Raw genomic sequence first — 23,636 nt, forward strand, 5'->3', positions numbered from 1 at the left:
GTCCTCCGCTGGTGTTCAGCCGCGAACGGCGCGTGGGCGACAGGCCGTCGGGTAGTAATCGCGATACCAGGCGACGAAACGCCCGAGGCCTTCATCCAGCTCTATCCGGGGCTGGAACCCGGTGGCCTGGGCCAGATCATCGGTGTCGGCACAGGTGTTGAGCACATCGCCCGGTTGCAAGGGCAGCAGCTCGACAATGGCTTTCTGGCCAAGGTGTTTTTCCATCAGGGCCAGGTAGGTTTTCAGCTCCACCGGATGGTGGCCGCCGATGTTGAACAGGCACCACGGCGCCATGCTGCTGCCCGCGTCAGGGTGTTCGCGGTCCCATTCCGGATGGGTATGCGGCGGGTGCGTCGTCAGGCGGGCGATGCTCTCGACGATGTCGTCGATGTAGGTGAAATCCCGCTGGTGCAGGCCGTAGTTGAACAGCTTCAGCGGCAGGCCTTCGGTGATGGCCCGGGCGAACTGGATCGGCGACATGTCCGGCCGGCCCCAGGGTCCGTACACCGTGAAAAAGCGCAGCCCGGTGCAGGGAATGCCGAACAGGTAGCTGTAGCTGTGGGCCATCAGCTCATTGGCTTTTTTGGTCGCGGCGTACAGCGACAACGGATGATTGACGTCGTCATGCACCGTGTACGGCGTGTGCTGGTTGGCGCCGTACACCGAACTCGACGAGGCATAGATCAAATGCTCGACCGGGTGATGCCGGCAACTTTCCAGAATGTTCAGGAAACCGCTGAGGTTGCTGTTCAGGTAGGCCTGTGGGTTTTCCAGCGAATAACGCACCCCGGCCTGCGCCGCCAGGTGGATCACCACTTGCGGGCATTCGCGGACAAACAGCGCATCGACGGCGGCAGCGTCGGCCAGATCGACTCTGGCGATCTGGAAGTCACCGACCTGACCGCGCACCCAGCGCACGCGATCATGCTTGAGCTGCGGGTCGTAGTAGGCGTTGAAATTGTCCAGGCCGACGACCTGATGCCCGTCGCGCATCAAGCGCAACACGCAATGAGCGCCAATGAAGCCGGCTGCACCGGTGACCAGGATCTTCATGGCCGCACCCCGTCAGGCGCGATATGCCGCAGGCCGATGCCGCTGTAGTGCAGGCCGGCGGCGGCCACTTGTTCCGGGTTGTAGAGGTTGCGTCCGTCGATGATCACTTTGGAGCGCAGTTTTTCGGCCAGCAGCTCGAAGTCCACCACGCGAAAGTTCTTCCATTCGGTGCAGATCACCAGCGCATCGGCGTCTTCCAGGGTGTCGTCGCGGGTGGCGCACAGGTGCAGGTCATCGCGGTAGCCGTAAATGCGCCGGCACTCGGACATCGCTTCCGGATCGTAGGCCTGCACGCTCGCACCTTCGGCCCACAGCGCATCCATCAAATAACGGCTGGGCGCTTCGCGCATGTCATCGGTGTTGGGCTTGAACGCCAGGCCCCAGATGGCGATGGATTTGCCGGCCAGCCCCTGCGGGAACTGTGCCTTGAGTTTGCTGAACAGAATGTGCCGCTGGCTGTCATTGACCTCGGTGACACTGCGCAGCAGTTTCAGCGGCATGCCGTTGTGCTCGGCGGTGTGCAGCAGGGCGCGCAGATCCTTGGGGAAGCACGAACCACCAAAACCGCAGCCAGGGTAGATGAAGTGATAGCCGATGCGCGGGTCGGAACCGATCCCCTTGCGCACCGCTTCAATGTCGGCGCCCAGCCGTTCGGTGAGGTTGGCCAGTTCGTTCATGAAGCTGATGCGGGTGGCGAGCATCGCGTTGGCCGCGTACTTGGTCAGCTCGGCGCTGCGATTGTCCATGAACATCAGTTTTTCGTGGTTGCGGCAGAACGGCGCATACAACTCGCTCAACTGCGCACGGGCCTCGGGGTCAAGGGTCCCGACGATGATCCGGTCCGGGCGCATGCAGTCGGCGAGGGCGCTGCCCTCCTTGAGAAATTCGGGATTGGACACGATCCGCACGTTCACGCCGCTTTTGTCGCGCCGACGCAATTCGTTGCGGGCAGTGTCCAGCACCTGATCCGCCGTGCCGACAGGCACCGTGGACTTGATGATCAAGGTGCGATCGGCCTCCATGAAGCTTGCGATTTGCTGCGCCACATTGAGCACGTGGCTGAGGTCGGCGGAACCGTCCTCGTCAGCCGGTGTACCCACCGCGATGAAGATCAGTTCTGCATGTTCGACGGCATCGCTGGCCTGGGTGGTGAACAACAGACGGCCGGCCTTGATGTTTTCTTCCAGAGTGGCCGACAGCCCCGGTTCACTGATAGGCGGAACCGCCTGTTGCAGTTGTTTAATCTTGTTCGGGTCTATATCGACACACAGTACTCGATGTCCGACATCGGCAAGTGCCGCAGCTTGTATCAGGCCAACATAGCCCGTACCAAATACGCTCACGTCCATATTGGCGTGCCTCGTAAGACGGTGGAGGAAGATCGAATTGGAACTGTCAAAAGGGGTATAGCGCAGGGTGAGAAAACCGTGTCAGCAAAATGACATGTTGCATGTGTATAACACCCCCGTTTTTTGGGGCTAATGGCCATCAAGTACTTGCTGTATCTGGATTTGTCCCGTCCTTGACATGTTTTTCACAATTCCAAGAAAGCGATAAACGGTCGTAGGCCACAAAATTCAAGGCCTGTAGCGACTTGGGTGTGTCAGTTTTGAGTCAATGTTTTTTTGACGCTTTTGGCCAAAGTCCGACAATTCTTGCGCTTTGAAGTCTCGCTGCTAGTGTCAGAAATTGACCGACAAGCGATTGACAATACCTGTTGCCAGTGCCCGGAATCGCCATGTTTCGATATTTGAAAGAATTGCTTTTAATTATCTATCTACTGCTTTATTCCGATTATTACCTTGAGCGTTTAAACGCCATGGGAATCGGTCCGGCAGTACTGCTTTTTGGCGCGATGTTTTTGGCGCTGACTTTCGCATTATTACTAACGGCCTATATAAGGCAGACTTTCATTCGGCACTTGTTCGCATTGGCGATGTTTGTCTCGGCGGTGTTCTTTGATGTGTATACACGGGTGACTGCCGACTACCTGACGTACAGCAGTTTTGTCTCGCTGGTGTACTCCGGCGGCTTCATCCAGGAAGCGGCTTACCAGTACCGCGACGCGATCGTTCATGGTGTGCTCAACGGTCTGTTGCTGCTGCTCGGTATCGGCCTGCGGCCGCGTCATTCGATTCCGGTTCCCGGCCCGTTGCGAGTCGCAGCGCCGATTATGGGTGTGTTGCTGCTCAGCGCCGTGCTGTTTGTGCGGGCCGGGGAGGGCGCGCGGGGCTTGCCGATCATGTACACGCCGCTGGCCTACCTCAACCTGTTCGGTTACGAGGCGCTGCACAATACTGTCGGGCCCCGTGAACCGGTGACTCTGGCGCGCAACGGCCCCGCAGTGAGTCACGACATCGTGCTGATCATCGACGAAAGCATTTCCGGCAATTACCTGGACATCAACACGCCGTTCGGCGTGCACAGCAGCCTCAAGCAAGCGCATCCCGGCGTGGACATTTTCAATTACGGTTACGCCGCGTCCATCGCCAATTGCAGCGCCGACACCAACGTGACGCTGCGCTACGGCGGCACCCGTGGCGATTACATGCGTATCAACAGCACCATGCCGTCGATCTGGCAGTACGCGAAAAAGGCCGGCTTGCGCACGGTCTACATCGATGCCCAGCGCACCGGCGGCAACCTGCAGAACCTGATGACCGACACCGAAAAAAAGGACATCGACGAATTCGTGCAATTCGACCAGACCAGTGTCCGCGATCGCGACATGGCGGCCGCTGCCAAACTGATCGAGCGGCTCAACGACGACAGACCGGAGCTGGTGGTGATCAACAAGGTCGGCGCGCACTTCCCGGTGCACGACAAATACCCGGACGCCTTCATGGCCTACCGTCCGACCTTGCCGCGCGGGCAATTCACTGAAATCGCCGACACCGGCAAACGCGACGGTTTCAACGGCCAGCCGGATGACTGGGTGCTGTACCGCAACGCCTACAAGAACACCGTGTTGTGGAACGTCGGCGAGTTTTTTTCGCGGGTGTTCGCTCAGGCCAACCTGAGCAACGCGCTGCTCATCTACACCTCGGACCACGGTCAGGATCTCCACGAACGCGGCAACCCGGGGCTCAACACCCATTGCGGCGGCGATCCGGTAGAAGAGGAAGGGTTGGTACCACTGGTGGTGATCCAGGGCGATCAATTGCACACGCTGGACTGGTCGGCACAACTGGCGGCGAACAAGGATCGCTCCAGTCACTACAACATCTTCCCGACACTGTTGCAGTTGATGGGCTATGACCTGGCGGGGATCGAGCCGGTCTACGGCAAACCGCTGAGCGTGCCGACGGCGGACGACTTCACCTTCAACTACCGCTTCAATGCGCGGCTGGGGGCCAGGCCCGAGTGGAAGCACATCGACCTGAACAGCATTGTGACGCCGGGTGAGGCGTCGACCAGTGTTGCAGCAGGGCAGTAACTCATCGCGATCCGCTATCCTTGCCCAACACGCAACGATCGGATGGCGGCATGCTGCAGGTTCAAAACGTCTTCAAAAGCTATCTCACCCCGCAAGGCCCGTTGCCGGTGCTGCAAGGCATCGACCTGACGCTGGAACCCGGCAGCAGTCTGGCGTTGATGGGCGAGTCGGGCAGCGGCAAAAGCACATTGCTGCATCTGATCGCCGGTCTGGACAAGGCCGACAGCGGCAGCATCCGCAGCGGCGAATTTCGACTCGACGAAATGAGCGAAGCGCAACTGGCCGGTTGGCGCCGTACGGAAATCGGTCTGGTGTTCCAGCAGTACAACCTGATCGGCAGTTTGCGGATCGAGGACAACCTGGCGTTTCAGGCGCGACTCGCCGGGCGGCATGACCCGCGTTGGCAGCATCATCTGGTGCAGCGTCTGGGGCTGAAAGATTTGCTCAAGCGATATCCCGAACAGCTTTCCGGCGGCCAGCAGCAACGGGTGGCGCTCGGCCGGGCATTGGCGTCGCGGCCTGCATTGTTGCTGGCGGACGAACCCACCGGCAGTCTCGACGAAGCGACCAGCGATGAAGTGCTGCGGCTGTTGCTGGAACTGCTCGACGACACGCCGACCACGTTGTTGGTGGTCACGCACAGTCAGCACGTGGCCGCTCGGCTGGCTGCGCGCGTGGTGCTGTCCAACGGGCGTCTGACGTGAGGGTTTTGTGGCAGACCCTGATCGCCTTGTTCAGTCATTGGCGACGACATCCGGTGCAATTTTTCAGCGTGCTGACCGGGTTGTGGCTGGCCACCAGCCTGCTGACCGGTGTCGAAGCGCTCAACAGTCAGGCCCGGGACAGTTACGCCCGCGCCAGCCAGATGATCGGCGGCGAACCCCAGGCCAGCCTCGGCACGCCAAATGGCGCGACGTTTTCCCAGCAGTGGTTTGTCGATCTGCGCCGACAGGGCTGGCCGGTTTCGCCGGTGCTGCAAGGGCGTTTGATCCTCAGGGGTCACGAATCCCTGCGCCTGCAACTGATGGGCATCGAGCCGGTGTCCCTGCCGGCCGACAGCGCGGTGGCAGGACAGGCGATGCCGATCGAACGCATCGTCGAATTTTTCAGCCCGCCGGGCAGCACCTGGATTTCCCCCGACACCTTGCAAGCGCTGAACCTGTCCGAAGGTGCGACACCGCAAACCGAAACCGGCCAGACGTTACCACCGCTGCTGGCGCAAAAGGACATGGCGCCCGGTGTGTTACTGGTGGACATCGGCGCGGCCCAACGAATCCTTGAGCAGCCGGATCAACTGTCACGCCTGCTGCTGCCCAAGGATTTTCACGCGGATGTGCCGGCGGCGTTCAAAGGCCAGTTGCAGCTCAAGAGCAGCGGTGAGGAAAACAACCTGGCGCGGCTGACCGAAAGCTTTCACCTGAATCTCGACGCGCTGGGATTTCTCTCGTTCATCGTCGGCCTGTTCATCGTGCATGCCGCCATTGGCCTCGCACTGGAGCAGCGTCGCGGATTGCTGCGTACGTTGCGCGCCTGTGGTGTCAGTGCACGAATGCTGATCGCTTGCCTGACCGTCGAACTCGGTGCGCTGGCGTTGATCGGCGGGTTGTTCGGCGTCGTCAGCGGTTACTGGCTGGCGAGCGTGCTGCTGCCGGATGTCGCCGCCAGCCTGCGTGGGTTATACGGCGCGGAAGTGGCGGGGCAGTTGCGCCTCAGTCCCTGGTGGTGGTTCAGCGGTATCGGTCTGAGCCTGCTTGGCGCGTTGCTGGCTGGCGCCAACAGCCTGCTGCGGGCGGCACGGCTGCCATTGCTGGCGGTGGCCGATCCGCAGGCCTGGCATGAACAGCATGCGCGCTGGCTGCGGCGTCAGGGTCGGGTGGCCGGGGTGTTCGCGGCGGTTGCGTTGATCGCGCTGGTGTGGGGCAACAGTCTGGCCAGCGGTTTTGTGCTGATGGCCGGGTTGCTGCTCGGCGCTGCGCTGGCGTTGCCGGTGGTGCTCAGTGCGCTGTTGGAAGGCTTGCCCGGGCGCCGCCGTTCGGTGCTGGGGCAGTGGTTTCTCGCCGACTGCCGGCAACAATTGCCGGCGCTGAGTCTGGCGCTGATGGCGCTGCTGTTGGCGATGGCGGCCAACATTGGTGCCGGCAGCATGACCGCCGGTTTTCGCCAGACCTTCAATGACTGGCTCGAGCAGCGGCTCTCCGCCGAGCTGTATTTGAATCCGAACAATCCGGCGCAGTCTCGCGAGCTGTACAGCTGGCTCAAGCAACAGCCGGATGTCACGGCGATCCTGCCCAACTGGCAGATTTCGGTGACATTGCAGGGTTGGCCGACGGATGTGTTCGGCATCATCGACCATCCGTACTATCGCCGGCACTGGCCGCTGCTCGAATCCCGCGGCGCCGATCCATGGGCGTTGCTGGCCACGGATGACGCGGTGATGATCAGCGAGCAACTTGCGCGCCGGCTCAAGGTGTGGCCGGGTGATCACCTGACGATTCCCACACCGGGCCTGTCGTGGTCGCCTCGCGTCGTCGGGATCTACGCCGACTACGGCAATCCCAAAGGGCATGTGCTGGTCAACAGCAATCACCTGTTGCGCAGTTGGCCGCAACTGACACCGAACCGCTTCAACCTGCGGATCGAGCCGGCAAGGATTCCGGCATTGCTCAGCGCCTTGCAGGCACGTTTCCAGCTCGACGACAGCCGCATTGTCGACCAGGCGCGGCTCAAGGGCTGGTCGGTGCAGGTTTTTGAACGGACCTTTGCCGCGACGGCCGCGCTCAACAGCCTGACGCTCGCGGTCGCCGGAGTGGCGCTGTTCATCAGCCTGCTGACCCAGAGCCAGAGCCGCCTCGGCCAACTGGCGCCACTGTGGGCACTGGGCGTGACACGACGGCAACTGATGCTGCTCAACCTCGGCCAGACCTGGTTGCTGGCGGTGCTGACGCTGGTGTTGGCATTGCCGTTGGGCATCGGGCTGGCGTGGTGTCTGGATGCGGTGATCAACGTGCAGGCCTTCGGCTGGCGCCTGCCGCTGCGGGTGTTTCCGTGGCAATTGCTGCAACTGACCGGGCTGGCGCTGTTGGCGACGTTGTTGGCTTCGGCGTGGCCGCTGTATTCGCTGTACCGTACGCAACCGGCGGATCTGCTGAGGACGTTTGCCCATGAGGATTGAATTCGTCCCGTTGGTGCTGCTGTTGATGCTCGGTGGTTGTGACAACCCGGCACCGGAGCAGAAAGGCTTCGCCGGGATGGGCGCTCAGGCCGAGGCCTTCACGCCGGTGGTGCCGGGGCGGGCATTCAGCTTTCCGGCGGATCACGGCGCCCACGAGGGGTTTCGCATCGAGTGGTGGTATGTCACCGCCAATCTCAAGGACACCCAGGGCAATGATTTTGGCGTGCAGTGGACGTTGTTTCGCAGTGCCTTGAATGCTTCGCCGCAACAGCCGGGCTGGGCCAGTCAAACGATCTGGCTCGGTCATGCAGCGGTGACATCGGCCAACGTCCATCACGCTGCCGAGCGCTACGCTCGTGGCGGCGTCGGCCAGGCCGGTGTGCGTGCGGTGCCCTTCGAGGCGTGGATCGATGACTGGCGTTTCGTCAGCCAGGCAAGCGATCCGCTGGGTGACATGCAGCTCAGCGCGAAGGACAAAAACTTCAGCTATCAACTGCGGCTGACGTCCAGCCGTCCGCTGGTGCTGCAAGGCGATCACGGCTTCAGTCAGAAGTCCGAACAGGGTCAGGCCTCGTACTATTACAGCCAGCCGTTTTTCCAGGCCAGCGGCACCCTGCAAATCGATGGCAAGACCTACACCGTCAGCGGCCCGGCGTGGCTCGACCGCGAATGGAGCAGCCAGCCACTGACCGCCAACCAGACCGGTTGGGACTGGTTCTCCCTGCATCTGGACGACGGCGCCCACGTCATGCTCTATCGCATGCGCCAGAAGGAGGGCGCGCCGTACCTCACCGGCACCTGGATTGACGCCGATGGCCAGACCGAAACGCTGCGCGCCGGGCAGATCAAACTGACTCCGCAAGACAACGCGAACGTCGCTGGCCGTTCGATGCCGGTGCGCTGGTCGATCGGCATCCCGGACAAACACCTCGACATTACCCTCGATGCAATCAATCCCGATGCCTGGATGGGATTGCGCATTCCGTACTGGGAAGGTCCGGTGCGCTTGAGCGGCAGCCAGGGCGGACGCGGGTATCTGGAGATGACCGGGTATTGATCCCTTTGAAATACGTTGGAACTCTATGGCCTTTGCCGTTCTCTATCGGGAACGCGGCGCGACTTTTGACCCGCGACCGAGTCGAGGACTCCTATGAGCGACGACCTCCAGCCCCCTGATCTCGCCACCTGGCAGCGTCTGTTCGACGATGAAGCCTATTGGCAACAATCTCCCGATGCGTATTTCCTGGACTTGCAGCGTCTGGCCGATGACCTGTTCGGTCAGGGCGCCATCGACCTGAAGCAATGGCAGGACCTGACGGACAAGGCCAGGGCGCGGCACAAGCATTCGCCTGAAGCCAACGTCGCCCGAGAACTCGACGACCCTGAAGCCTGAGGAGTCAACCATGAACAGCAAAACCGACCCTTTACACCCGGACGAGCCCCGGCCACCGGGCGAAACCGAACGGGACAACGATGCCCTGCGTCCGACCGATCCCACCCGTCGCAAGGACAGCGGCAAAGGCACCCCCAGCGGCGAATCGACAGCCCAGGAAACCGCGAAGCAGCGCTGAACGACATCCAGGTTCCCTGGCGGCTTGAGAGGGAAGGGAGGGAGTCGCCGCCAGGTCGTGCATTCCGTCGCCGAGTATCTCGATACCGATGTGGATAAAGGTCTGCCTGGCTCAGCCGAGGGGATCGGTGAGTTGTGTAGCGCCGTAGGCGGCAGCAATCAGATTGGTGAGGCATTTCGCCAGGGTCAGGTACAACTGAAAATCACCAGAATTGATTCAGTGAAAGAACGGGTCAGCCTGGAAACCCTTCAGGCACTTACAAGGATGTATTAAAAGTGACCCGTGAGCATCAAAGTTGAGTATTAACTCTACAGAATGGCTGTTCTTGTACAAGTAGTGGTATGAGAACAGTCATATAAAGTGTTCCCGAGCGGGGCATTCGGGAAGTTTGTCGGGAAATATCGATGATCAGTGGTTGTTAACGTTTTAGTACATAAAATTCATTTTCAATTAGCACGACATATCTGCCAACTTCCATTAAAATCCTTCCCGTTCGCCCAGTGTCAGGGCTCTTTACCGGTGCATGGATTGCCAGGCCATTACACTGGGCGGACACCTCCTCAGAACAGAGGACCAAAGAATTCGAATAAAAAAGGGCGACTGTAAAGTCGCCCTTTTTATTGTCTGCGGAATTTCACCGGTCACATGCCTTGCTGTATCTGAATACGCCTGAGTGTTTGCTGATACATCGTGGTGCGGCGATGGTTTTTCGCGTAGCCACCGGCAGCCGCCACGGTGCCGGCCTGGATGTGATCCAGGTAGCGAAAGACCGTACGTGGCGACAGAAACCTGATGCCGTAGCCAAGGCTGCTTAATCGATCCTGCAGCGTGTATCCCGGGACCCGGTCATCCATCGAGAAATGCAGGCCATGGGCCTTGATCAACCGGGCATTCCACAAGGTGCAGAAGCTTTTGAGGTGGGTTTCCCGATACGGCTTTGGCTCCCGGGAGCGCAGGCCCAACTGCAGTTTTGCCCGCCGGAAATAGTGTTTGAAGTAACGTGAAGACAAGCGCCAGGTCTCTCTTAAAACACCTCGGTCAAGCTGTTCGACACACCCGACTGCCGCTGTATCCAAAGATTGCATGCACTCTTTCATCATCATTGAAAAGACACGGCTGTCGTAAACGAAAGTGTCAGTGTGCAGCAAAAAAAGATAATCGGTTTCAAGCTTTTCAAGTGCCAGATCAAGCGCCTTGCCGTGAGCGATATGACCGGCTTCTTTGCCGGGAGAAGGTCGCTCGATCAAGTTGATCCAGTCCAGGGTGCGCAAGTAAGCCAGACTTTCATCGGCAGAATCGTTGTCCACGACCCATACCGGGATCCGGTTGTCCTTCACGTATCGTTCGAGAAACTCCAGGCACATCCGGGTCATGTCCGGCGTCTTGTAATTGACCAATACAAGACTGAATGTGGGCTGTTTTTCCGAGGGGAATTCAAACGCTTTCATGGTCAGGGCTCACATCGGATCGAATGGTTTCGCAGGCGGTGATCAACACACAGAAGCCGCTGCGATGTGGCCCGGATGGTAGGGACGCAACCTTAGTTCAAGCTTAATTTCGGTTAAGATGCGCCGCCCTGTTCGGATCAAGGAAGACAACGGCCTGCGCCGTTCACCACGGATGAAACCACTTTCCCTCTACCACCCGGCGCTGTACTGGCTGCGCGTGTGGCAAAAAAGACTGTTCCGCCACATCGCCTGGCACTGCTCGGGCAAACGCTACGCACGGCCTGCCGCGACGGCTGAACGCTTGCCGTATCGCTACCTCAAACACACCTCGAAACTGATCCGCAAACTCGGCGATTCCGACCTTGCGCTGCAACACAACAAAGTCATCAACCTCAAACTCGCCGTCGCCGCTCTTGACGGCGTCACCATCGCCCCCGGCGAGTATTTCTCCTTCTGCCGCCTCGTCGGCCGCCCGAGCCGTCAGCGCGGCTACGTCGAAGGCATGGAATTGTCCTTCGGCCAGGCCCGCACCGGCATCGGCGGCGGCATCTGCCAACTCAGCAACCTCATCCACTGGATGGCCATTCACTCACCCCTGGTCGTCATCGAACGCGCCAACCACAGCTTCGACCCCTTCCCGGACAACGGCCGCGTCCTGCCATTCGGCTCGGGCGCGGCGATCTTCTACAACTACATCGACCTGGTACTGCACAACCCGACGGACCGGAGCTTTCAGCTGAAGTTGAAAGTCGGGGAAACGCAACTGGAGGGGGAATTGTTGAGCGACCGGGAACGGGAGTTTCGGTATCACGTGTTTGAAGTGGGGCATCGGTTTGTGCGGGAGGGCGAGCATGTGTTTCGGGAGAACGAGATCTGGCGGGAGGTGCGGGAGAAGGGGCAGGTGGGGGCGTTGGTGGAGAGGGAGAAGTTGTATGGGAATCGGGTGGTGGTTAAGTATGAGATAGGAGAACACATCTTTGAAAGGCAGCAGTAAGTTGTGTTTTTTTTCTTAGGGTTTTGAGCATGTGACGAAAATAACGAAATTACAGGTTTCGGTAGGGATACGTTTCGCCGCATAGGTGAAAGGTATCGTCCAGATAATAAACTCCGGAAATCGAGTTTATTACCAGTTCCAGCTTTCCCTTTGATGGGAAGAGTAAATAGAACAACTCAAAGAATAAATAGTCCTTGATGAGGGTCGCTGCTACGTCTGGATGGCTTTTTATAAGGGTTGAAAATGGCGGGTAATTGCAATCTAGTAATTCGGGGCAATCGGCGTAGCCTTGTTTGTTATCGTCTTGTATACATTCGGCGATAAATGCATTTGTTAGCTTGTAGAATTGCTCTGGCAGTTCGTGAATTTTTATTGATAAAGCATATTTTTTGCATTGTTAGAGAGAGATTCAACGAAGCCAGGGCTGCGATAGGTTACCGAGGTTGGGTCGATGATTTTGTTTTCTGATTTGAAGATCATGATTTTTAATCGTTGGTTGGGGTGAAGGTCAATGCTGTAATGTTTTTCGATTTATGGTTATAAAGTAATTTGATATTTATAAATGCGATATCCGGTATCAAAGTTACTGGTGGTGTGAGTGTTGCTATATGTGGAATCAAATAGACCTGTAAGAGGTGGTTGAGAAATTTTTTCTCTTGAATTTAATTTTTCTAAAGATTTTTGAAGTTTTTGATAGCTTTCTATGTATATGTATTCTGATGAGTTGAATTCAAGTGATATATTTTTTGGCGAAATTAAGGCGAGGTTGATAGAAATGTCTGGAGCCGAGAAAAGTCTTCCGCTGATATCATAAATTTTATCTCCTGTACTTAAATTCTGGCCATATTGCTCGTGGATTATATATTCGTCATCTCGATTTGATGAGCGCAAAAGCTTTTCGTAGCCCTTTATTGATTCAAAGGAAATGCTGGCATGTTTTATTATGAGAAAACCGTCATCGGTCATGTTTTCCAAAAGAGTTGAGTTCTGTTTGTTGATCGAGGAGATAACGGGTTCGTCGATTAAGTTTAGTACGAAGTTTGATAATGTAAGGCTGAATTTTTTCTGAACGTTTTCGATGGGTAGAATGCGGATATAAGTTATTAGTCCACCTGCGTTATCGGCGTCGATCGCGCCAAAACACTCTGTAACATCAATTGAGAAAATCATCGTGCTCTCCAGCGAGAACTGAATACAGCGGTTTGGATAAGATGTTGGAAATGGGTGTTTTAATATTCTTCATTCCATTCCTTATGGGTTTCAATGGCTATTTTTAGCCATGCGCTAAAATCAGGATATTCTCCTTGAAGTTCCCATCCCTCTGAAGCATATGCATGTATTATTAGAACTTTTGGATTGCCGGATAAGTCATCTCCGTCAAAGCAAGCAATATCATCATTGGCGTTAAACTTTGCGAAAGGAACTAACGTGCGGTTGGGGTACAGATTTTTTAGCGTGTTGTGCCAGTAGTTTATTTCTCCCTCTTGATATGTTAGTAACCACCAAGGTTCAATGTCCGGTTCAGGTTCCGTAGTCGCGAATTCTATGAATGTACCAGGGAAGTTGTAGTTTTTAAGATGTTCAATGTTGAGAAAAATTTTCATTTTTTCTGTTTGGAAAGTGTTTGAGCAGTTTTTGAAAAGTGGGCAATTTACCCATTTGACTAGTCCTTTGATTATTGACTTGATACCTGCTAATGGATGTCCCCCTCTGATGTCTTTTTTTACTAGCGGCTACTCTAGATAATAGTTAAATTTTTCCTCCCATCCGAAGCTCACATCCTGTTGCTTTGTGCGTTCAAAAATCTTAATTATTTTATTGTATGAATCCCCCATGTTTTTTTTTGAAAGTTCAGAATTTTTCCATATTAAATCTATTGGGCGCCCCACGTCTGTGCTGAGTAGGTCCCATAAGGCGTTGAGGTTGTTTCCATAAAAATCTGTCACCGAAAAAGCAATGGCTATTTCTTTATGAAATTCTTGCTCTGATGAAATGGTTAAGCCATCAAGTGTAATTATCATTTAAAAACACTTCCACGTTCCAATAGAGCTAACGGTTTCATAATGGTCCCCTTTTGGGGCTTGGTTTTATAATTTTACTTGCGTAAAGCTACTTGCAATTATTGTTAGTACAGGTTTTTGGTGCCAAGCGCAAAGAAAAGAGTAGCTTTTTGACTCTTTTTCTAAATCATTCTTGTCAATCATTTTTATAAGTTCTGAGTCTTGCATTGAGATTTTGGCTATTTCCTCACCTTCCGCGCCTATGCTCTGGAATGCAACAAGGTCCTCAAATTTAAGTATCCAAACTTCTTCTTTCCAATCTTTAAATTCTATGGAAAGTTTTCCTGGGTGGCTTGTTATTTTTTGTATTGTGCCGTCAGAGACGGAAAAAATTTTCATTTTACATTCCTGGGTGCTTTTCACCATGTAGGAAGCCAGTTCTAAAAATAAATCCGTCCCTTTTGGTGTAAATCCGAACCCCTCTGATTGCAGTTTGGCACCTAGAGCGGGTATTCACAGCGCCATGGCGTAGTGAACAGTTCTGAGTCGATATCGAGGTTTTCAAGAAGGACGTTGATTTCCGCTTCGGAGTTCATGGTTTCTATTTTTACGATAGTAATGTCTCGGTCGTCCACGCCATCACTTGTTTCAAGTGTTTCAGTGGGGATTGTAAATATTACTAATGCATATCGGGAATTTTTTGATTGGTGGATAAAGTCGAAATATTGATGTTGGTCATTGGTGAGGGGGTATTTATAAGTGGCATATAAAGAAATCCATTTTCTTAGTAAATGATTTTCGGATTTTAGCTCTTGCGCAATGTTGTTGTAGCCTGTTCCGTCGAGCCCGTACCATACGCTTCTTGGGATACATTTCTGTGCTGTCATTTTTGCCCCATATTCTTTTGGGCAGTAGATTATTTGTTTGGTTTTTTGCTGGTGTGTACGCAGTCGTGATCATCAATGTATGTCAAGGTTTTAAAATTTTTCCCTATTATCCAGAATGGGAAGCCAGTTGTTTCGAATAGTAGCGCTTTGAGATCGGTAGAGGACTCTAGTTTCCAGGCGTGAGTTTTATTGTCGTGAACTATTAGAGTGGGATATTCAAGGTCGTCAGTTGTGTCAACCTTTTTCCAGAATTCAGGATCATGCTTTTTTTCGGTGGTTATCAAAAAATATGGATCCAGATTCTTCGCAGGAGAAGAGAAGAATGCGATAGTCAAATCGTTGATTAGGTTGACTAGTTCAATTTCGTTTAGTTTTTTATTTGCTAGGTTCTGCTCTTCTAAGACAGAGTCGATTTCTTTTTCAAGGTAGTTCATTGCGGGTCTCCAATTCTCGCGCGTGATACAGGCACTGATTCTAATAAGATATGTCCTCTAATTGCGCCACCAGTTCCGCGTTTTCCCGGTGTTTAGTAAAAGGGGACAGATTTGAATGGCACTTACTTAACAGCTAACCGATTGAGCTGAAAGCAAAAATGAAGAAGGGCAGGCCTTGGTCTACGGTGATAGTTGCGAACACACACCAGAAAACCCAGGACACGGCACACATGGATCGTAGACGCCAAATTATTCAGTATCAACAGCAACGTTTCCGCCGCCATACTTCGAACTGTGATGCTTATGCTTTTTTCAATTTGCTCACGGCTCACGAATTGCTGCAGCGTGTGGAGTCGGTGCTGCCAGTGCTGATCGCGCAAAAACGCGTTGGAAATCGACCTGGTCGCATCGAACCGCGAGCCATAAAACGAAGACCTCAGGTCTGTCCCTTGCTGACCCAGTCCCGTCGATCAGCAAGGGCGGATGTGAAAAAAAGCGGGCACGCCAAACATGTTAAGTAAGTGCCATTCAAATCTTTCCCCTTCTCTCGTCCCTTTCTTTCTTGCCTAACGTTACCTTGTTAGGTTGATTCGGCTTTGATCAGCAAGTTATTGAGTTCAGGTTCAATTTCATCGTGGGGGGTGTTTTTTATAACTTCTTTGATAAAGGTTGCATATTTTTTTTCTATAGGGACTTCTGCCCAGTCGAGTTCATATATTGCAATTGTTTTTACATCTCTGTAGTTCGATTCGGAAAGTAGAAGTTTCAGTATTTCTATTGAGCGCTCAGTACGGTCCTCGCCCAGTGAAACCGCGCAACGTTGCTGCCAATATTCTGGCTTGGAAAGTATCTCTGTCGTTAAGCGGTCCCATTGTTGTTTTGTAAAGTCTATCAGGACGGTTTTTGCAACAAGCTCCGTGGTGTATTCTGTCCAGTTTGAATCTTCCGAATCACCAATCCAGGCACAGAGTTTTTCATAGGTTTCATCTTTTTCAAAGTTGCTCACGGAGTTGCTCCTGTTGGATATGATGAAGTAACGGCTCCGTTTTCTTTGATGACCTGCCATTCAACACCATCAACAATTTTTGTGTGTTCGGTAACGAGAGCTCCAGGTTCATTTCTTAAGACCTTACCAGGCTCTGCTGCTACTTCATCAGTAACTTTTAGTATTTTTGCATCACTCCAACTCTTAGGTGCGAAGGTATGTCGATTCGGCGACTTCGCTGCCGACCAGCCAATCGTGCCATCTTTTCGTTCTAGAATCATTTTGAAATTTTTTACACTCGTTGTTCCATCTTTATTGATGCTAACAACGTCGTATTGATACTTTTCTGGCGAGTTCATTGCTTGGGGGGAGTGCCCGCCGATAGGTTTATTATGTCCAAGGCTTCGAGTTCCATATAGAATTTTTTCCTGCATAGCCTTCGGGATCGGCCCTGCATATGGAGCTTCAGGACTGCCATCTTTGACCTTGGCATTGTCTTCCGGCTTTTCTGCACCGGTTGATGAGTTTTCTTTGTTATCGCTCCCGGGACAACCATTCAGCCCCAAAGGATCCACCCAACCCGTAGGGTTAGTCACGTACTGGTAGCTATTCAACCCACCCGCAAGCTTGATCGGATCGGGAGTCAAAAACCGTCCAGTCCCCGGATTGTAGTAGCGATGCCGGTTGTAGTGTAGGCCCGTCTCCGCATCGAAATACTGACCCTGGAATCGCAACGGGTTGTCGATTTCTCTGACATCCAGCGCAGCGAGGTTGCCGTAGGCGCGGTACTTCGCGGACCACATGATCTCGCCGCTGTAGTCGGTGAGTTCCTGTGGCGTGCCCAGGTGATCGAGTTGGTAATAGAACGGCGTTGCCTTGCGTGGGCCTTCGCCGTCGAGCATGGCCAGCGGGCGGAAGCTGCCGGGTTCGTAGATGTAGGTGCGATAACGGTTGTCCGCGCTTTCGGCGATCAGGCGTTCGCCTTGCCACAGGAATTCGGTGGTGTGGCCGTCGACGGTTTTCTCGATGCGGCGACCGAAGGCGTCGTATTGGTAAGACGCGGTGCTGCCACCCGGCAGGCTGACGCCGATCAGTCGGTGCTGGCAGTCGTAGCGATATTCAGTGACGAGTTTCTGGCCAGCGCCACGGCGCTCGCGGATCAGGTTGCCATAGGCGTCGTAGTCGTAGTGGCGGTCGCCCTGCATCAGCAGGCGGTTGCCTTTGACGTTGGCGAGGTTGGCTGTGCCTTCGTTGTTCTGGCCGAGCAGGTTGCCGGCCGGGTCGTGGGCGAAGCTTTCCGGTGTCGCGCCACGCACGCTGATCAAGCGGTCCAGCGGATCGTAGTGGAAGCTGCGGTTGCCTTTGCGGCTGTCGTCGATACCGGCGAGGTTGCCGTTTGCGTCGTAGTTGTAGCGGCGCTGGAACAGTTTTTTGTCGCGTTGGCTGACGCTGTGGGCTTGCAGGCGACCTTGTTCGTCGTACTGGTATTGGCTGAGCAGCAGGCCCTGCTGGCGCTGTTGTTCGCGACCGGCGCTGAACTGGTGACTGGTCAGGCGTGACCCGTTGAGGTCGATGCTGCCCAGGCGTCCACCCGACAGATGACGGTAGTCGAGTGTGCTGCCGTCAGGGAGGCGGCAGTGACTCAGTTGGCCGACGCTGTCGTATTCGTAGCGCGTGGTGCCCCAGCCCTGATGCTCGGTGATCAGACGATCTTGCACGTCATATTCGTAGGCGAGTGGCCAGTGGCCGTCGTCGACGTTGACCAGGCGGCCGAGGGCGTCGTAGCTGTAGTGGATTTCTTCGCCATCGGGAAGCGTCTTCACCAGAAGCCTGCCAGCCGCATCACGTTGGTATTCAGTCACCAACTCGCTGCCGTCATCGCCGAATTCCGTTTTCTTCAGCAGCTTGCCGTTGAGGTCGTACTCGTATGCAGTGCGACGACCGTCGAAGCCGGTTTCCTGCTGGATAAGGCCGTTCGAGTAGTAGTCGAGTTTGTAATGCTCACCACGTTCGTTTTCGATCTCGGTCAACAACAGGCGCGAGTTGTCGTAGCGGTAGCGCAGCTGGCTGCCGTCAGGATTGATGCGACGGCTGACAAGGTGCAGGTTGTCGGCATATTCGTAACGGGTGACGCGGCCGAGTTCGTCGCGTTCGGCAGTGACATTGCCGTAGGCGTTATAGGTGAACGCGCGCGTTGCGCCGCCCGGCAAGATAATTTGTGCGAGGCGGTTAGCGGTATCCCACTGATATTGGGTGATGGCACCTGATTCTTCTTGCCGAGTAATCTGCCGACCCAACGCGTCGTAGTGATATTTGCGTTGACCACCGTCGGGCAGGCGCTCCTCAAGCAATTGACCGAGGTTGTTCCACACCAGTTGGTGGCGGCTGCCATCCGGGTGACGGATCTCCAACAGACATCCTTGACGGTCGTAGCTGTAGAACGTCGAATTTCCGTCCGGGTCGATTTGCTGAGTGACATCACCCTGTCTGTTGCGTTGATACTTCCAGCTGGCTTTGCCACGGTGAACATCGCTGACGAATCCGTTGCTGTATTCGTACGTGGTGGCTTCATCTTCTGGAGGGATGACAGCGGTCATCAATCCATCATCGTCGTACCGATATTCGGTCACGGCACCGAGAGGATCCTTTTCCGCGACCAATTGGCCTTTGTCGTTATAGGCCTTGAGGTGCTCGGCACCATCCGGATCGATCTTGCTGATCAGTCGCGCCTGATCGTCGTGGGTGTAAACCTCTTCGCTGCCATCGGCGTTGGTAACGGTCACGCTGCCGTTGTCATCCCAGGCGTAGCGCGCGTCCATCTGCGAGAAGTTTGCCCAGTGGTGGATGCATCGAGCCAGTTTGCCTTCGTTCTCCCACTCCCAGAAGAAGCTCGCGCCGCCGGCCAGTTGCCGCTCCAGAATCACGTGTTGAGCGTTGTAGCGATAACGCTCGGCTTCCCCGGCGGCGTTCTTTGCTTCAATCAACCGGTGTTGCGCGTCATAGGTGTAGGTGACCAGTGTCTGGACGGTGTGCCAGGCATCCTCAAGATTGTCCGCTGGAAGAAACTGCTGATAGTCGACAGCCACAATATGTTTGCGGTCGTAGCGCAAAAGCAGCGAACGACCGGCGCCGTTGTCGAGGCGCTTTATACGGCCATGTATGTCCCGGGTAATGTGAAGGCGGTTGCCATAGCTGTCGCTGATGGCGATCAGGGTTGCGCCTTTGCTGTTGATGCGGAAGTGGTAGAACGACGGGCGTTTGCCGGATTGGGCAAGTATCAGTTCGGACGGATCGTCGCCGAGGAAAATGGCTGCACGCGAGAGGCTGTTGGTGATCGCCGGGCGTTGCTCGCTTGGAAGCGGGAACGGTGTTGAGCGGTTTTCGTGGTCGGTCCAGATGACCTCATCGCCCACGATTTCGATGCGCTGGGCAAGGGCGTGACTCCACCCGTACCCCAAGCCACAGTCGATTTCCACGGCGCTGGTTCTGTACAAGCGTGTCCATTCAAACGGCAGCAAGCCGTCAAGTTGGCCATCTGTCAGCGTCAGCAGCTCTTCACCGGTGACCATTGAAACCGGGCATCCGTTGGTGCACGTTCCCGAGGCCGGCTCGGCACTTTTTTCTGCGGGCGACTTTGCCTGCCTGGGTACATCGTCTCCCGCTTTTCCTCTACCTAGCGTCGCGTTTCTCTTTCCATCAAACCTCAGTTCAGAAACACCATTTCTCACCTTCGCCGTAACCCCACGCGCCGCAACGGCAGTGTACTTGGCGACGTATTCCATGAAGCCCTTGATGATCTTGAATACTGACTCCACAAAACCAGTGACAGCCTTGATGATGATCTGCCCGTACTTTTTCAGGCGTGCGGCGAGATAGATTACGCCCGTACCTTCCGCAGCAATTGTCAGCACGATACCAATCACGATGTCGATGGCGATGCCGACGACTGCCGCAGTTGTCATCTTTGCTGATTCACCAGCCAGTTTCGTTGGTGGCAAACCTGCCAACCAGATCACGGCACTGCGTACCATCAGGAACAGTGCGGCTTCGTCGCTGGCCAGCAACATCGCTTTTTTCATGACGTCCGGGGATTGTTTAGCCAGATCAATCAGCTTCTGGGTACCCGCTCCCAAATCGTTGGCAAATTTTCCCGGATTCTGAAGGATGTCGAGAACCAGACTGATGCCATCCCACACCCCTTTGATAGCCTCCCAGCCGCCCTCAAGGATGCCGCTGCCAACAGCCATCGCCATGCCGGATGCAGACAGATTCGACCATTGCGGTTTGAAACCGGCCCATTCTTTGCGCAGGAAGCCTTCAAGGTCAGCGGTGATGCCTTTGTAGGAATTGAAAAGGGCATCGATCTGGCCCGGCGTCACCTCGTTGTGAACGCGGATTTTGTAAAATTTGCCGGGAATACCACCTGTCCAGCTTGCCTTGCCTTGGGCGTCAAGTTTGACCTTGCTGACTGCTCCACCTTCCACCGCAACAATTTCAACTTCGATATTGCCAAGTGGAATGTCATAAACCGATTCAAACTTGCTCTCGATCAGCAGCGGTCCCTTCAAGGGGCACCGGGCCACGTTCGACGTGAAGTCGCCGTCTGTCATGCTCACCGATTTGCTGGTGTTGCCGACCTTGATCACTCGCTCCATGCCCAGCAAGGAAGGCAGGTCGGCGGCCCGACTGGCCTTGTCGGCAGCTCTCGCATACCAGGTTTTGGTTTGTTCCTGGTACAGCGTCAAGCTGTCCTTGAAGGTGTCAAGTTGCTTGTCAATGAAAGCAATGCGTTCCTTCACGATCATCAGCCTTGCTCCATAATCAGGTGATCCAGCAGTTTTTCTTTGCGGTTTTCAGATGTGTCCGGCCGACGCACGAAGCGGGTGATTTTCAACTTCAGATTGTTCTCGGGCCACGCGCTGTAAAGGTCCGGGCGTGCCTCTTCGAGCCATTGCATCAAGTTGCCGACCAGCGTCGTCCGGTCTTCCTCCGCCAACTGATCCAGCAGCTTCTTCGGCACCTCCCACCACGGCCAATCCCTCACCTTCGGCACCACCCTCGGCCCGACTTCCAGCGTTTTGCCATTGATCAGATACCGCTCGAAGACCGGCAGCACTTCTCCGGCCGTTTCCCCCAGCCCTTCAAGAATCGGATAGATATGTCGCCCGTCCCAGAAGCGGAAAAACACTTCAGTGCCGTCCGGCATTTTCACTTGGGTCAGGCTGCGCAGGTGTTCGAAGACTTCGTTGGGTTCGGAGCGGGAGACGGCCAGCCAGCCCCAGTCGAGGGCGTCGGTTTCGGTGATCCAGGGTAGGAAGGCCGAGTTGGCCTTGAGTTCGGCGACGTAGGGCATCACCGGTTGCCAGGTGGCGTAGGGCGTGCCACCCCAGATGGGGATGGCCTGGACGGTGGGTTCGCTTTGGTAGAGGTTCTTGAGTGCGTCGGCATCGCTGGCGGCGCTGACGATCAGGTACAGGCGTTCGTCTTTTTTCAACGGCTGTTGTGCCAGCCAGTCCTTGGGTGTCAGTCGATTAGATGGCACAGGCACCTGCCTTGCATTTTTCGCATTCTTCACAGAACGGCGCGTTGCGTTTGAGCGTATTGATTTGTGCCGGGGTCAGTACGGCACCTGCCTTGTCGGCATCGGCCTGTTTCAGCACGCCGGGCAGCAGCGGGGCGGCGCCGGAGCCGCTGCCCGGGCCACCGCCGGAGTTGATGTTGATCGCCGGCCCGCTCATGGTCACGCCGCCGCCATCGATCTTGATGAAGCTGCCGCCACCGACCAGCGTCAGCTCAGCCCCGGCCTCCAGCACGACTTTCATGCCGCTGCTCAGGTGGATTTCCTGGCCGGCGTCGATGAATTGCCCCGTGCCGATCTTGATGTGCTGGTTCACGCCCACGGTCAGGTGGTCGTTGGCGCGGGCTTCGACTTTGCGGTCTTCGTAGACGGTGTGGTGTTCCTCGGCCTTGAACTCCGTGTAGCTGTTCTTTTCAACGACGTCGTGGCGTTCGTTGCCGACGCGGATTTTCTGGTCGTGTTCGATGTTCTCGTCCCAGTCGCGCTGGGCGTGCAGGAAGATCTGTTCCTGGCCTTTCTTGTCTTCGATGCGCAGTTCGTTGAAGCCGCCGCCACCCATGGAGCTCAGGGTCTTGAAGGTGGTGCGGGTCTTGTTCGCCGGCAGGGCATAGGGGACGGTGTTTTCCTTGTGGTACAGGCAGCCGCTGATCAAAGGCTGGTCGGGATCGCCTTCGAGGAAGGTGACCAGCACTTCCATGCCGATGCGCGGGATGGCGATGCCGCCGTACTGGGCGCCGGCCCAGGCGGAAGACACGCGCAGCCAGCAACTGGTCTTGTCGTCGGCCTGGCCTTCGCGGTCCCAATGAAACTGGACTTTCACGCGACCGTATTCGTCGCAATGGATTTCCTGGCCTTTCGGGCCGGTGACCACGGCGCTCTGGCTGCCGAGGATGCGCGGTTTCGGGTGGCGCAGGGGCGGGCGGTTCGGCACGTCCCATGGGGTGGCCTGGAAGCGGTTGCGATAACCCTGATGGAAATCGTCTTTCAGCGCCGTGGTGTCACTGGTGACGGACTCTTCCAGCACTTGCGGCTGCTTGCCTTCGTGCAGGACCTCGGTGAGCAGCCACAGATCGTTCCACTTGGCCTTCGGGTGTTCCTTCAGCGCAAGGAAATGGCCGCTGACCAGCAGCGGCTGATCGCTGCGGCCCTCGGCGAGCTGGAAGTCGCTGCGATGGCGTTCGAGGGCGCGCTTGGCCAGATGCTTGCCGCGCTCGCGGTCGACGAAACGGCCCGGATAGTCGTAATCCTCGAGGTCGGGCAGGGCATCGCCACGGTTTTCGCTTTCGAGGGTGATGCGCGGTTTTTCGAAGTCATAGTCGCGGCGGGTGGTTCGGCTGGTGCGGGTTTCCAGGCGCAGGTCGAAGCGCTTGATCACCGGGGTGCTGGCGACCATGCCGGAGTCCTGCTGATAGGCCACCGGCGCCAGTTTGCGGAACACCGTCTGGTCATCGCCGAACACCAGCTTGTGACCCGTGGTGCTGTGCTGGAAGTGGTAATGAATGCCTTCCTCTTCGCACAGGCGCTGGACGAAATGCAGGTCCGACTCGTCGTACTGCACGCAGTAAATGCGATCGGGGTAGATCGAGCCGGTCTGGAAGGCGTAGGCGTTGCTCTGGATGCCGTGGTCTTCGAGGACCATGCCGATGATCTTTGGCACGCTGAGGTTCTGGAAGATCCGCTGGTTGACCCGGTGCGCCAGGTACGAAAGTTGCGGGCGCAGGGTCACGGAATAGCGCGTCAGGCGCTTGCCGGAGTCGCCTTGCGCGGCGCGGTAGATCAGGCCGTGAATGCCGCTGCCGTCGGGCGACAGCTGCAGGAAGGCCGGTTTGTGCAGCAGGGTTTCGAGGTCCAGCGACGGCTGCTCACTGACCAGCTCCACCTCGAAGGCAAATGGCTGGCTGACGGCTTCCCGACCGGTGACGGTATACACCTGGAAATCAACGGAAAGCCCTTCAATGGTCAGGGCAAAGTGGGTTTCATTGGCCGGCGCGAACATCCCTTGTTCCTCGTGCTGTACAGCGGCGTTCGTCGATGGCCGTCAAGCGGATCAACGCACGCGAAATTCTGGAGGGGCGTAA

General features: G+C 55.9%; 20 protein-coding genes and 2 pseudogenes. 8 read left to right on the top strand and 14 right to left on the bottom strand.

All coding sequences use genetic code 11. The features are described 5' to 3' along the window. Positions 1-15: 15 nt before the first annotated feature. Both NWV16_RS10930 and NWV16_RS10935 read right to left on the bottom strand, forming a co-directional pair. A complete protein-coding gene (locus tag NWV16_RS10930) occupies positions 16-1,053 on the bottom strand; it encodes an NAD-dependent epimerase/dehydratase family protein (RefSeq protein ID WP_260523014.1) in 1,038 nt (345 codons plus the stop codon). After that, positions 1,050-2,402: a UDP-glucose dehydrogenase family protein gene (locus tag NWV16_RS10935; protein ID WP_260523015.1), complete on the bottom strand. Its 1,353-nt coding sequence runs from the start codon at positions 2,400-2,402 to the stop codon at positions 1,050-1,052. Before NWV16_RS10935 ends, NWV16_RS10930 begins: the two co-directional genes overlap by 4 nt. 389 nt (positions 2,403-2,791) lie before the next feature. Here NWV16_RS10935 and NWV16_RS10940 point away from each other — a divergent pair, with 389 nt between their 5' ends. From NWV16_RS10940 to NWV16_RS10965, 6 genes are all read left to right on the top strand, one after another. After that, positions 2,792-4,489 (top strand): sulfatase-like hydrolase/transferase, encoded by a 1,698-nt coding sequence (locus NWV16_RS10940; protein WP_260523016.1) that lies wholly within the window; start codon positions 2,792-2,794, stop codon positions 4,487-4,489. Positions 4,490-4,539: 50 nt separating this feature from the next. After that, a complete protein-coding gene (locus NWV16_RS10945; protein WP_260523017.1) occupies positions 4,540-5,193 on the top strand; it encodes an ABC transporter ATP-binding protein in 654 nt (217 codons plus the stop codon). Next, positions 5,190-7,661 (top strand): ABC transporter permease, encoded by a 2,472-nt coding sequence (locus NWV16_RS10950; protein ID WP_260523018.1) that lies wholly within the window; start codon positions 5,190-5,192, stop codon positions 7,659-7,661. Before NWV16_RS10945 ends, NWV16_RS10950 begins: the two co-directional genes overlap by 4 nt. Continuing rightward, on the top strand, positions 7,651-8,718 hold the full coding sequence (locus tag NWV16_RS10955; RefSeq protein ID WP_260523019.1) for a lipocalin-like domain-containing protein: 1,068 nt from the start codon (positions 7,651-7,653) through the stop codon (positions 8,716-8,718). The genes NWV16_RS10950 and NWV16_RS10955 overlap by 11 nt, the downstream gene beginning before the upstream one ends. Before the next feature lie 93 nt (positions 8,719-8,811). After that, a complete protein-coding gene (locus NWV16_RS10960; protein WP_260523020.1) occupies positions 8,812-9,054 on the top strand; it encodes a hypothetical protein in 243 nt (80 codons plus the stop codon). A gap of 10 nt (positions 9,055-9,064) precedes the next feature. Continuing rightward, positions 9,065-9,232 carry a hypothetical protein gene (locus tag NWV16_RS10965; RefSeq protein ID WP_260523021.1) on the top strand — a complete coding sequence of 56 codons (168 nt, stop codon included), beginning with the start codon at positions 9,065-9,067 and terminating at the stop codon, positions 9,230-9,232. Between the two features lie 641 nt (positions 9,233-9,873). Here NWV16_RS10965 and NWV16_RS10970 read toward each other — a convergent pair. Continuing rightward, on the bottom strand, positions 9,874-10,680 hold the full coding sequence (locus NWV16_RS10970) for a glycosyltransferase family 2 protein (protein WP_260523022.1): 807 nt from the start codon (positions 10,678-10,680) through the stop codon (positions 9,874-9,876). 172 nt (positions 10,681-10,852) lie between these two features. On the opposite strand from NWV16_RS10970, the gene NWV16_RS10975 reads away from it, so the two are divergent. Further along, complete coding sequence (locus NWV16_RS10975; protein WP_260523506.1) at positions 10,853-11,674, top strand: VanW family protein; 822 nt, start codon at positions 10,853-10,855, stop codon at positions 11,672-11,674. 537 nt (positions 11,675-12,211) lie between these two features. On the opposite strand, the gene NWV16_RS10980 is transcribed toward NWV16_RS10975, so the two are convergent. The 7 genes and pseudogenes from NWV16_RS10980 to NWV16_RS27810 all read right to left on the bottom strand — a co-directional run. Continuing rightward, on the bottom strand, positions 12,212-12,844 hold the full coding sequence (locus NWV16_RS10980) for a hypothetical protein (RefSeq protein ID WP_260523023.1): 633 nt from the start codon (positions 12,842-12,844) through the stop codon (positions 12,212-12,214). Positions 12,845-12,903: 59 nt separating this feature from the next. Next, the gene (locus NWV16_RS10985; protein WP_260523024.1) at positions 12,904-13,278 is read right to left on the bottom strand and encodes a hypothetical protein; all 375 of its coding nucleotides are present in this window, start codon (positions 13,276-13,278) and stop codon (positions 12,904-12,906) included. 129 nt (positions 13,279-13,407) lie between these two features. After that, on the bottom strand, positions 13,408-13,695 hold the full coding sequence (locus NWV16_RS10990; RefSeq protein WP_260523025.1) for a barstar family protein: 288 nt from the start codon (positions 13,693-13,695) through the stop codon (positions 13,408-13,410). 66 nt (positions 13,696-13,761) lie between these two features. Continuing rightward, the gene (locus NWV16_RS10995) at positions 13,762-14,073 is read right to left on the bottom strand and encodes a hypothetical protein (RefSeq protein WP_260523026.1); all 312 of its coding nucleotides are present in this window, start codon (positions 14,071-14,073) and stop codon (positions 13,762-13,764) included. A 101-nt stretch (positions 14,074-14,174) separates the two neighbouring features. Then, positions 14,175-14,561, bottom strand: coding sequence for a hypothetical protein (locus NWV16_RS11000; protein WP_260523027.1), 387 nt, complete (start codon positions 14,559-14,561; stop codon positions 14,175-14,177). Positions 14,562-14,590: 29 nt separating this feature from the next. Continuing rightward, entirely contained in the window at positions 14,591-14,995 is a 405-nt protein-coding gene (locus tag NWV16_RS11005) for a hypothetical protein (protein ID WP_260523028.1), read from the bottom strand. Continuing rightward, positions 14,992-15,078: pseudogene (locus NWV16_RS27810) on the bottom strand (hypothetical protein); the annotation flags it as partial. The pseudogene NWV16_RS27810 and the gene NWV16_RS11005, both read right to left, overlap by 4 nt. 282 nt (positions 15,079-15,360) lie before the next feature. Between NWV16_RS27810 and NWV16_RS11010 the strand changes: the two are divergent. Beyond that, a pseudogene (locus NWV16_RS11010) lies at positions 15,361-15,516 on the top strand (IS4 family transposase); the annotation flags it as partial. 59 nt (positions 15,517-15,575) lie between these two features. Here the strand turns inward: NWV16_RS11010 and NWV16_RS11015 are convergent. Genes NWV16_RS11015 through tssI form a run of 4 tightly spaced genes read right to left on the bottom strand, consistent with a single transcriptional unit; the run spans position 15,576 to position 23,554 of the window. Next, positions 15,576-16,001 (bottom strand): HEAT repeat domain-containing protein, encoded by a 426-nt coding sequence (locus tag NWV16_RS11015; RefSeq protein WP_260523029.1) that lies wholly within the window; start codon positions 15,999-16,001, stop codon positions 15,576-15,578. Further along, a complete protein-coding gene (locus NWV16_RS11020; protein WP_260523030.1) occupies positions 15,998-20,785 on the bottom strand; it encodes an RHS repeat-associated core domain-containing protein in 4,788 nt (1,595 codons plus the stop codon). Before NWV16_RS11020 ends, NWV16_RS11015 begins: the two co-directional genes overlap by 4 nt. Beyond that, positions 20,785-21,522, bottom strand: a complete 738-nt coding sequence (locus tag NWV16_RS11025) for a DUF4123 domain-containing protein (RefSeq protein WP_065260409.1) — start codon at positions 21,520-21,522, stop codon at positions 20,785-20,787. The genes NWV16_RS11020 and NWV16_RS11025 overlap by 1 nt, the downstream gene beginning before the upstream one ends. Beyond that, positions 21,512-23,554 carry a type VI secretion system tip protein TssI/VgrG gene (tssI, locus tag NWV16_RS11030; protein WP_260523031.1) on the bottom strand — a complete coding sequence of 681 codons (2,043 nt, stop codon included), beginning with the start codon at positions 23,552-23,554 and terminating at the stop codon, positions 21,512-21,514. Before tssI ends, NWV16_RS11025 begins: the two co-directional genes overlap by 11 nt. Positions 23,555-23,636 lie beyond the last annotated feature (82 nt).

Source organism: Pseudomonas sp. BW7P1 (genome assembly GCF_024981055.1).
In the GTDB taxonomy this organism is placed as follows: Bacteria; Pseudomonadota; Gammaproteobacteria; order Pseudomonadales; family Pseudomonadaceae; genus Aquipseudomonas; species Aquipseudomonas bananamidigenes.